Source organism: Niallia sp. FSL W8-0951, from assembly GCF_038006525.1.
GTDB lineage: Bacteria > Bacillota > Bacilli > Bacillales > Cytobacillaceae > Niallia > Niallia circulans.
Genome location: NZ_JBBOVK010000002.1, coordinates 465,655 through 475,266, shown reverse-complemented (window position 1 = coordinate 475,266; position 9,612 = coordinate 465,655). Strand labels below are relative to the sequence as shown.

Annotated in this window: 10 protein-coding genes and 1 riboswitch; all 10 genes read left to right on the top strand. The window is 37.7% G+C overall.

What is annotated here, in order from left to right; genetic code table 11:
- The first annotated feature begins 207 nt into the window (after positions 1–207).
- The 10 genes from NSS71_RS22250 (at position 208) to purF (ending at position 9,587) form a co-directional block, all read left to right on the top strand.
- On the top strand, positions 208–753 hold the full coding sequence (locus NSS71_RS22250; RefSeq protein ID WP_047944723.1) for a DUF2179 domain-containing protein: 546 nt from the start codon (positions 208–210) through the stop codon (positions 751–753).
- Positions 746–943, top strand: a complete 198-nt coding sequence (locus NSS71_RS22245) for an NETI motif-containing protein (protein ID WP_047944722.1) — start codon at positions 746–748, stop codon at positions 941–943. Before NSS71_RS22250 ends, NSS71_RS22245 begins: the two co-directional genes overlap by 8 nt.
- Positions 944–1,053: 110 nt before the next feature.
- Positions 1,054–1,155: riboswitch (purine riboswitch) on the top strand.
- Between the two features lie 123 nt (positions 1,156–1,278).
- On the top strand, positions 1,279–1,767 hold the full coding sequence (purE, locus tag NSS71_RS22240) for a 5-(carboxyamino)imidazole ribonucleotide mutase (RefSeq protein ID WP_061801301.1): 489 nt from the start codon (positions 1,279–1,281) through the stop codon (positions 1,765–1,767).
- Positions 1,754–2,908, top strand: a complete 1,155-nt coding sequence (purK, locus tag NSS71_RS22235; protein ID WP_341152052.1) for a 5-(carboxyamino)imidazole ribonucleotide synthase — start codon at positions 1,754–1,756, stop codon at positions 2,906–2,908. Before purE ends, purK begins: the two co-directional genes overlap by 14 nt.
- A 3-nt stretch (positions 2,909–2,911) precedes the next feature.
- Entirely contained in the window at positions 2,912–4,204 is a 1,293-nt protein-coding gene (purB, locus tag NSS71_RS22230) for an adenylosuccinate lyase (RefSeq protein WP_047944719.1), read from the top strand.
- Between the two features lie 136 nt (positions 4,205–4,340).
- Complete coding sequence (gene purC / locus NSS71_RS22225; RefSeq protein WP_047944718.1) at positions 4,341–5,060, top strand: phosphoribosylaminoimidazolesuccinocarboxamide synthase; 720 nt, start codon at positions 4,341–4,343, stop codon at positions 5,058–5,060.
- On the top strand, positions 5,053–5,307 hold the full coding sequence (purS, locus tag NSS71_RS22220; RefSeq protein ID WP_047944717.1) for a phosphoribosylformylglycinamidine synthase subunit PurS: 255 nt from the start codon (positions 5,053–5,055) through the stop codon (positions 5,305–5,307). Before purC ends, purS begins: the two co-directional genes overlap by 8 nt.
- A complete protein-coding gene (purQ, locus tag NSS71_RS22215; RefSeq protein WP_047944716.1) occupies positions 5,304–5,990 on the top strand; it encodes a phosphoribosylformylglycinamidine synthase subunit PurQ in 687 nt (228 codons plus the stop codon). Before purS ends, purQ begins: the two co-directional genes overlap by 4 nt.
- On the top strand, positions 5,974–8,190 hold the full coding sequence (purL, locus tag NSS71_RS22210) for a phosphoribosylformylglycinamidine synthase subunit PurL (protein WP_047944714.1): 2,217 nt from the start codon (positions 5,974–5,976) through the stop codon (positions 8,188–8,190). Before purQ ends, purL begins: the two co-directional genes overlap by 17 nt.
- A complete protein-coding gene (gene purF, locus NSS71_RS22205; RefSeq protein ID WP_047944712.1) occupies positions 8,175–9,587 on the top strand; it encodes an amidophosphoribosyltransferase in 1,413 nt (470 codons plus the stop codon). The genes purL and purF overlap by 16 nt, the downstream gene beginning before the upstream one ends.
- Positions 9,588–9,612: the final 25 nt, after the last annotated feature.

Here is a 9,612-nt window from a genome sequence, read left to right as displayed (position 1 = left end):
CTATACTAAATATTATTTGAATTATAAATCTGATTTTAGGGATTAATTTAGATAGGAAATAAAAAAATCCTACTTTCTACTATAATATATTAATTTTTCTGATTTATCTGTCTTCTAGATGTAGAGGTAAGATTGTTTACTTCTCTCTAATTAGGTAATTATAAGTATAATATAGGATTATTAATACATCTGGGAGTGAGAAAGTACATGCTTGAAAATAGTGTTACAATGATATTGATTATTCTTGTAATTAATATTGTTTATGTTTCTTTTTTTACGATACGAATGATTTTAACTTTAAAGGGACAAAGATACTTAGCTGCCTTCATCAGTATGATTGAGGTAGTCATTTATGTTATTGGATTAGGGCTGGTTTTAGATAATTTAGATCAAATTCAAAACTTGCTTGCCTACGCTATTGGTTATGGAATAGGAGTCATTGTAGGGATGAAGATCGAGGAAAAACTGGCTTTAGGATATATAACAGTAAATGTTATTACAAAGGAATATGATCGAGATTTGCCGAAGTCCTTAAGAACACAGGGATATGGAGTAACAACGTGGACTGCACAAGGATTAGAAGGCGACCGTATGGCTTTGCAGATATTGACTCCTCGAAAATATGAATTAAAATTATATCAAACAATTAAAGAATTAGACCCAAAGGCATTTATAATTGCATATGAGCCTAAAACAATTTATGGCGGGTTCTGGGTGAAAAGTGTTAAGAAAGGAAAGTTATTTAATGAGTAAGAAAAAAAGATTTGAAGTGCAAACAAATGAGTCGATTGATGACTGTTTAGACAGAATGAAACAGGAAGGCTATATGCCAATAAAGCGGATGGAAAAGCCTGTTTTTAAAGAAGTAAAGGTAAATGGTCAAATGTCTTATGAGCCTGTGTCACAGCAAATAATCTTTGAAGCTATCCAGTTAGAAGGTTAAATCACGAACAATAAAAATAAAACTATATTAATTGTTCGACATTTAGTGTTGACAATATATAAATATGCTTGTTAAGATGGTATAGTGTTAACTAACAGATAAACGAATTAATTGTTTAATTAAATAGCCCTCATATAATAATGGGAATATGGCCCATAAGTTTCTACCCGGTAACCGTAAAATACTGGACTATGAGGGAAAGTGAATGAAAAAGAGCTGAAAAAAGTAGAAACCTACTTTATTCAGGTTTATTTAAGCTCTGGACAGAACTTTCTCTCTTTTAGTGAAGAAGTTTTCTGTCTAGGGCTTTTTAAATAGGAATCAGGGGGGAGAGCATGACCGCATCAGTTGGTATTATCATGGGGAGTAAATCAGATTGGGAAACAATGAAGCATGCTTGCAGCATATTAGATCAACTGGAAGTAGATTACGAGAAAAAGGTAGTCTCTGCTCATCGTACTCCTGACTTAATGTTTCAATATGCCGAAAGCGCGAGAGATAGAGGAATTAAAGTAATTATTGCTGGTGCAGGAGGAGCAGCACATCTTCCAGGGATGGTTGCAGCTAAGACAACTTTGCCTGTTATAGGAGTTCCTGTTCAATCAAGAGCTTTAAATGGGCTGGATTCATTATTGTCAATTGTACAAATGCCTGGAGGAGTTCCTGTAGCTACTGTAGCAATTGGAAAAGCTGGGGCAACTAATGCAGGACTTCTTGCAGCCCAAATCCTTGGTGCTTCAGATTTAGAATTAGCAGAAAGACTTTTTTCCATGAGAGAAAGAACAAAAAAAGAAGTGATGGAAAGTAGTGATGAGCTTGTCTAATCGAGTAATCTTACCAGGGCAGACGATTGGCATTATAGGTGGCGGTCAGTTAGGGCGGATGATGGCAATTGCGGCAAAAGCACAAGGGTTTAGAATTGCTGTATTAGATCCGACTGAAGACTCTCCTTGTGGGCAGATAGCTGATTATAAAATAGTAGATGCTTATGATAGTCTATCTGCTATTAAGAAGCTGGCAGAGATTAGTGATGTTATTACGTATGAATTTGAAAATATAGATGCGGTTTGTCTCAAATGGCTAACCAATAATGCGTATGTTCCTCAGGGTTCAGCTTTATTAGAAATAACGCAAGACCGGGTAAAGGAAAAAAAGGCAATCGAACACGCTGATATTAATATAGCTCCATATGTTGTGGTAGAGAAAGCAAGGGATATTTATAATGGATTAGCAGAATTAGGCTATCCAGCTGTTTTAAAAACGGCTCGTGGAGGTTATGATGGAAAAGGCCAATATGTTATTAAAGAAAGCAGTCAAATAGCAGAAGCGGAAAAGCTTTTGAACAATGGAGTCTGTGTATTAGAAAAATGGATTTCTTTTAATAAGGAAATATCAGTTATTATCACTAGAAGTGGAAAGGGAGAAGCTACTGTTTTTCCAGTTAGTGAAAATATTCATCTTAATAATATTTTGCATGAATCAATTGTTCCAGCTCGTATTAGTGACTTAGCAAAGGACTTAGCGATAGAAAAGGCAAGTAAGCTTGCTGAAAATCTAGATTTAGTAGGAACATTAGCAGTAGAAATGTTTCTGACAGAGGATGAAGAGATTTATATTAATGAGTTGGCTCCTAGACCACATAACTCTGGGCATTATACAATTGAGGCATGCGAGACTTCACAGTTTGAGCAGCATATCCGTGCGGTGTGCAATTGGCCGTTAGCAAGCACTAGATTATTAAGACCTGCTGTTATGGTTAATATTCTCGGTCAGCACCAAGGAAAGGTAATCGGACAAATTCCTGAGTTACAGGATTGGAAGATTCATCTTTATGGAAAACAGGATCCTAAAGAAAATAGAAAGATGGGGCATGCTACTTTGCTTCGTTCTTCTGTTGAAATGGCTTTGGATGAAATCGAGAATACGCACATATGGAAGGTACAGAAAGAAAAAATCGGAGGATAAACAATGATTGATCGTTACACAAGACCCGAAATGGGAAACATTTGGACAGAGGAAAATCGCTTTAAAGCATGGTTAGAGGTAGAAATTTTAGCATGTGAGGCTTGGGTAAAGCTTGGTGAGATTCCAGAAGAGGATGTAAAAAAAATCCGTGAAAATGCTTCTTTTGATATCGAGCGTATTAAAGAAATAGAAATGGATACAAGACATGATGTTGTAGCATTTACTAGAGCGGTATCGGAAACGCTTGGAGAAGAACGAAAATGGGTGCATTATGGTTTAACTTCTACAGATGTTGTAGATACAGCACTTTCCTACTTAATTAAACAAGCAAATGAAATTTTGTTAAAAGACATAGAGAACTTTATTGAAATTCTGAAGAATAAAGCACAAGAGCATAAATACACCGTTATGATGGGGCGTACACATGGGGTGCATGCAGAACCAACTACTTTTGGTTTAAAGCTTGCTTTATGGCATGAGGAAATGAAACGTAACCTTGAGAGATTTAAGGCAGCTGCTGAAGGAATTGAATATGGCAAAATTTCTGGTGCAGTTGGAACTTATGCAAATATTGATCCTTTTGTAGAACAATATGTATGTAAAGAATTGGGGATTAAGCCAGCTCCGATTTCTACGCAAACATTACAGCGTGATCGTCATGCGGATTATATGTCAACACTAGCATTAATCGCTACATCTATTGAAAAATTTGCAGTGGAAATTCGTGGACTGCAAAAAAGTGAAACTAGAGAAGTGGAAGAGTTTTTCGCCAAAGGACAAAAAGGTTCCTCGGCTATGCCGCATAAGCGTAACCCAATTGGTTCAGAAAACATGGCAGGTCTTGCTCGTGTTATACGTGGCTATATGCTGACTGCCTATGAAAATGTTCCTCTATGGCATGAAAGAGATATTTCTCATTCATCTGCAGAGCGAATCATTATTCCTGATGCAACAATTGCCTTAAATTATATGTTAAATCGTTTTGGCAATATCGTGAAAAATTTAACTGTATTCCCAGAGAATATGAAACGTAATATGGATCGTACGCTTGGCTTAATTTACTCACAACGAGTATTACTTGCTCTAATTGATAAGGGGCTTACAAGAGAAGAGGCGTATGATACTGTACAGCCTAGAGCAATGGAATCATGGGAAAAGCAAGTACCGTTCCGTGAGCTGGTGGATAATGATGCAGTCATTTCTTCTAAGTTAACAAAAGAAGAGATTGATGATTGTTTTGATTATCACTTCCATATTAAACATGTTGATACGATTTTTGATCGTCTTGGCCTATAAAAAAATAAGAGCTGTCACATAAAATGACAGCTCTACTATAAATTATGAAAACAGAATATACCGAATTTTGAGTAAGGAATTACAAGTTAGAATTTTTCGTTTTATCCCTAATTTTTTTGATAAGGAGACTCTTCAAATGGAAAAGAGAGCTTTATTGTATGAAGGAAAAGCAAAAAGAGTGTATGAAACTTCGGATGAGAATATAGTTTGGCTGGAATATAAGGATTCCGCTACTGCCTTTAATGGAGAGAAGAAAGCAACTATTACAGGCAAAGGTCGATTAAATAATGAGATTACTAGTTTATTATTCTTAAAGTTAAAAGACTTTGGTATTCCATCGCATTTCGTGAAAAAATTGTCAGAAACAGAACAGCTTGTGAAAAAAGTAGACATTATTCCGTTAGAAGTAGTTGTTCGAAATTTAGCAGCAGGCAGTTTTTCAAAAAGATTAGGAATAAAAGAGGGGATTTCGTTATCAAAACCGCTAGTTGAGTTTTACTACAAAGATGATGCATTAGGTGACCCCATGATTACGGAGGACCATATCGAAGAATTAAAGCTTGCCTCAACAGAGGAAGTTGCCATTTTAAAGAAGAAGGCATTGGAAGTAAATGAAGTATTATGCAGGTTGTTTGGAGAATTGGGAATTAACCTAGTTGATTTTAAATTAGAATTTGGCAAAGACAAAGAGGGAAATGTTCTTCTTGCTGATGAAATTTCGCCAGATACATGCCGCCTTTGGGATAAAGAAACAAATGCGAAATTAGATAAAGATGTATTTCGCCGCGATTTAGGAAATTTAACAGATGCATATGAAAATATTTTAGCGAGACTAGGGGGAAGTCAATATGTTTAAGGTTAAAGTATATATCACATTAAGAGAAAGTGTATTAGATCCACAAGGAAATGCGGTAAAAGGATCCCTACATTCATTAAATTATAAACAAGTAGAAGATGTCCGTATCGGGAAGTACTTAGAATTAACGATTGATAAATCAGAACGAAATATCGATGAACTAGTGAAGGAAATGTGCGAAAAGTTACTTGCTAATACTGTGATTGAAGATTACCGCTATGAGGTGGAGGAGGTTGTTGCACAGTGAAGTTTGCAGTAATCGTATTTCCAGGGTCCAATTGTGATGTTGATATGTTCCATGCGGTGAAAGATGAGCTTGGGGAAGAAGTAGAATACGTATGGCATGATACAGACAGCTTAGAAGGCTTTGATGGAATTTTGCTGCCTGGGGGATTCTCATATGGTGACTATCTTCGTACAGGAGCAATTGCAAGATTCAGTAATGTAATGAAAGAAGTAGTGAAAGCAGCAGAAGCAGGCAAACCAGTTCTCGGTGTATGTAATGGATTCCAAATATTATTAGAAGCAGGTTTACTGCCTGGCGCAATGCGAAGAAATGAAAGCTTAAAGTTTATCTGTAAGCCAGTTGAACTGCAAGTAGTGAATAATCGTACAATGTTTTCTTCTGAATATGATGTAAATGAAGTAATCACAGTACCAATTGCGCATGGAGAAGGGAATTATTACTGTGATGAAAAAACATTAGCAAACTTAAAAGCAAACAACCAAATTGTCTTTACTTATAATGGTACAAATCCAAACGGAAGTTTAGAAAATATTGCGGGAATCACAAATGAAAAAGGAAATGTCCTTGGCATGATGCCACATCCAGAAAGAGCGGTAGATGAGCTATTAGGTGGAGCAGATGGTCTGAAAATATTTAAATCAATCGTTAGTCAGTGGAGGGAAGCAAATGTCGTTAATGCTTGAACCAAGTCCAGAACAAATTAAATCAGAAGAAATTTACAAACAAATGGGTGTGACGGATGAAGAGTTTGCGATGGTAGAAGGAATTCTTGGCCGTCTTCCTAACTATACGGAGATTGGGTTATTTTCTGTTATGTGGTCAGAACATTGCAGTTATAAAAATTCGAAGCCAGTATTAAGAAAATTCCCAACTACAGGATCTCAAGTGTTACAAGGGCCTGGCGAGGGTGCAGGAATTGTAGATATTGGCGATGGTCAAGCGGTTGCGTTTAAAATCGAGAGTCACAACCATCCATCTGCTATAGAACCATATCAAGGTGCTGCAACAGGCGTAGGTGGAATTATCCGTGATGTCTTCTCCATGGGAGCAAGACCAATTGCTATTCTTAACTCTTTACGCTTCGGTGAATTAGATAATGAACGGACAAAATATCTTTTTAGAGAAGTAGTTGCTGGAATTGCTGGCTATGGTAACTGTATAGGGATTCCAACAGTTGGTGGAGAAATTGCATTTGATGATTCTTATGCTGGAAATCCTCTTGTAAATGCGATGTGTGTTGGTTTAATTAATCATGAGGATATTAAAAAAGGCCAAGCGCATGGTGTCGGGAATACGGTGATGTATGTTGGAGCCAAAACAGGACGTGACGGTATTCATGGTGCGACATTTGCATCTGAGGAATTAACAGAGAACTCAGATGAAAAGCGTCCAGCAGTACAAGTTGGGGATCCATTTATGGAAAAGCTTCTTCTTGAAGCATGTCTTGAACTGATTCAATCAGATGCATTAGTTGGTATTCAGGATATGGGTGCTGCAGGACTGGCAAGCTCTAGTGCAGAAATGGCGAGTAAAGCCGGCTCTGGTATTGAAATGAATTTAGATTTAGTACCACAGCGTGAGACAGGAATGACTGCTTATGAAATGATGCTTTCTGAATCACAAGAACGTATGTTGATTGTCGTAAAAAAAGGAAGAGAACAAGAAATTAAAGATCTTTTCCATAAATATGATTTAGAAGCAGTAGCAATTGGTGTTGTAACAGATGATAAAATGCTTCGTCTTCTTCATAAAGGAGAAATAGTAGCAAATGTTCCTGCAGATGCTTTAGCAGAGGATGCTCCTGTCTATCATAAGCCATCTAGTGAACCAACATATTATCGCGAGTTCCAAGCAATGGAAAACTATATTCCTACCGTAAATAACTATGGAGAAACACTTCTTAATCTGTTAAAACAGCCTACAATTGCAAGCAAAGAGTGGGTTTATAATCAATATGACTATATGGTTCGTACGAATACAGTAGTGGCGCCAGGTTCTGATGCAGCTGTAGTACGTATTCGCGGAACGAAAAAGGCATTAGCGATGACAACGGACTGTAATGCAAGATATTTATACTTAGATCCAGAAACAGGCGGCAAGATTGCAGTAGCAGAAGCAGCACGTAATATTGTTTGTTCTGGGGCAGAACCACTTGCCATTACAGATAACTTAAATTTTGGAAATCCAGAGAAACCAGAGATTTTCTGGCAAATTGAAAAAGCGGCAGATGGAATCAGTGAAGCTTGCTTAGCTTTGAATGCACCAGTAATCGGCGGGAATGTCTCTTTATATAATGAAACAAATGGAACAGCTATCTATCCTACTCCTGTCATTGGCATGGTCGGATTAATAAAGGATACGAAAGACATTACTACACAAAGCTTTAAATCTGCTGGTGACTTAATTTATGTGCTCGGGGAAACAAAAGCAGAGTTTGGCGGAAGTGAGCTGCAAAAAATGCTTGAAGGAACTATTTCTGGCAAGGCACCTTCCTTAGATTTAGAGCTTGAAAAAACGTATCAGCAAGCAGTGCTGGAGGCAATTCGTGCAGGCGTTGTAGAATCTGCTCACGATTTAGCTGAAGGCGGGTTAGCAGTTGCTGTTGCGGAAAGCTTAATCAGCTCAAAAGGCTTAGGAGCAAAAGTAAATGTTACAGAAGATGCTGTAACAGCACTTTTTAGTGAATCACAATCACGTTTCTTGCTTTCAATTAAACCAGAAAACAAAGAGACTTTTGAAAAATTAGTTCCTGCTACACTAGTAGGAGAAGTTACAGATACAGCCGTTCTTACCATTAGCCAAGGGGAAACTATTCTAGTAAATGAGCAGGTTGATTCATTAACGAACGCCTGGAGAGGAGCAATTCCATGCTTGCTGAAATAAGAGGGTTAAATGAGGAATGTGGCATTTTTGGTGTCTGGGGACATGAGGATGCATCTCAATTGGCATATTATGGACTGCATAGCTTACAGCATCGTGGTCAAGAAGGCACTGGCATTGTAGCAACAGATGGTGAAAAATTAAAGGGAATCAAGGGAGAGGGATTAGTCTCTGAAATTTTCACGCAAGAAGCAATAAAAGAATTAAGTGGAAAAGCAGCAATAGGTCATGTGCGTTATGCTACAGCAGGAGGAGGAGGCTATGAAAATGTCCAGCCTCTTCTGTTCCACTTCCAAAGCGGAAGTATGGCACTTGCTCACAACGGAAACCTAGTAAATGCGACAGCTTTAAAAAGCCAGCTAGAAGCACAAGGAAGTATTTTTCAAACAAGCTCTGATACAGAGGTGCTTGCACATTTAATTAGAAGAGGCGGCTTTGCGGCTTTTAAGGAAAGAGTGAAAAATGCACTGACAATGATTAAAGGTGCCTATGCTTTTCTTATTTTAACGGAAACAGAATTAATGGTTGCCTTAGATCCAAATGGAATGCGTCCTCTTTCTTTAGGGAAATTAGGAGATGCTTATGTTGTTGCGTCTGAAACATGCGCCTTTGATGTCGTAGGAGCAGAGTTTGTTCGTGATATTTTGCCGGGAGAACTGTTGATCATTGATGACAATGGCTTTCGTTCAGAGATGTTTTCTGTCGCATCTAATATTGCAATGTGTACAATGGAGTATGTTTATTTTTCCAGACCTGATAGCAACATCAATGGGATCAATGTCCATACTGCGCGTAAAAATCTTGGGAAAAGATTAGCAATCGAAGCACCAATTGAAGCAGATGTAGTAACGGGAGTACCTGATTCTAGTATTTCTGCAGCAATCGGATATGCGGAAGCAACAGGAATACCGTACGAGCTTGGACTGATTAAAAATCGCTATGTTGGCAGAACATTTATTCAACCTTCACAATCCCTTCGCGAGCAAGGTGTCAAGATGAAGCTTTCGGCTGTTCGTGGAGTGGTAGAAGGGAAAAGAGTAATAATGGTGGATGATTCTATTGTACGTGGTACAACAAGTAGACGTATTGTAACGATGCTAAGAGAAGCAGGAGCAACAGAAGTGCATGTATTAATCAGCTCTCCACCAATTAAAAATCCTTGTTTCTATGGAATTGATACATCTACTAAAGAAGAGCTAATAGCATCGAAATATTCCGTTGAAGAACTTCGTGAAATAATTGGTGCTGATTCTCTTATCTTCTTAAGCACAGAAGGAATGATTGATGCGATTGGCCGTACAGATGATGGAGAAAATAGAGGCCATTGTTTAGCTTGCTTTACTGGCAAGTACCCAACTGAAATTTATCCGAACGCTGATCATCCATATGAAAAAGTGTAACAATAACGGTAAATAAAAGAAAAGC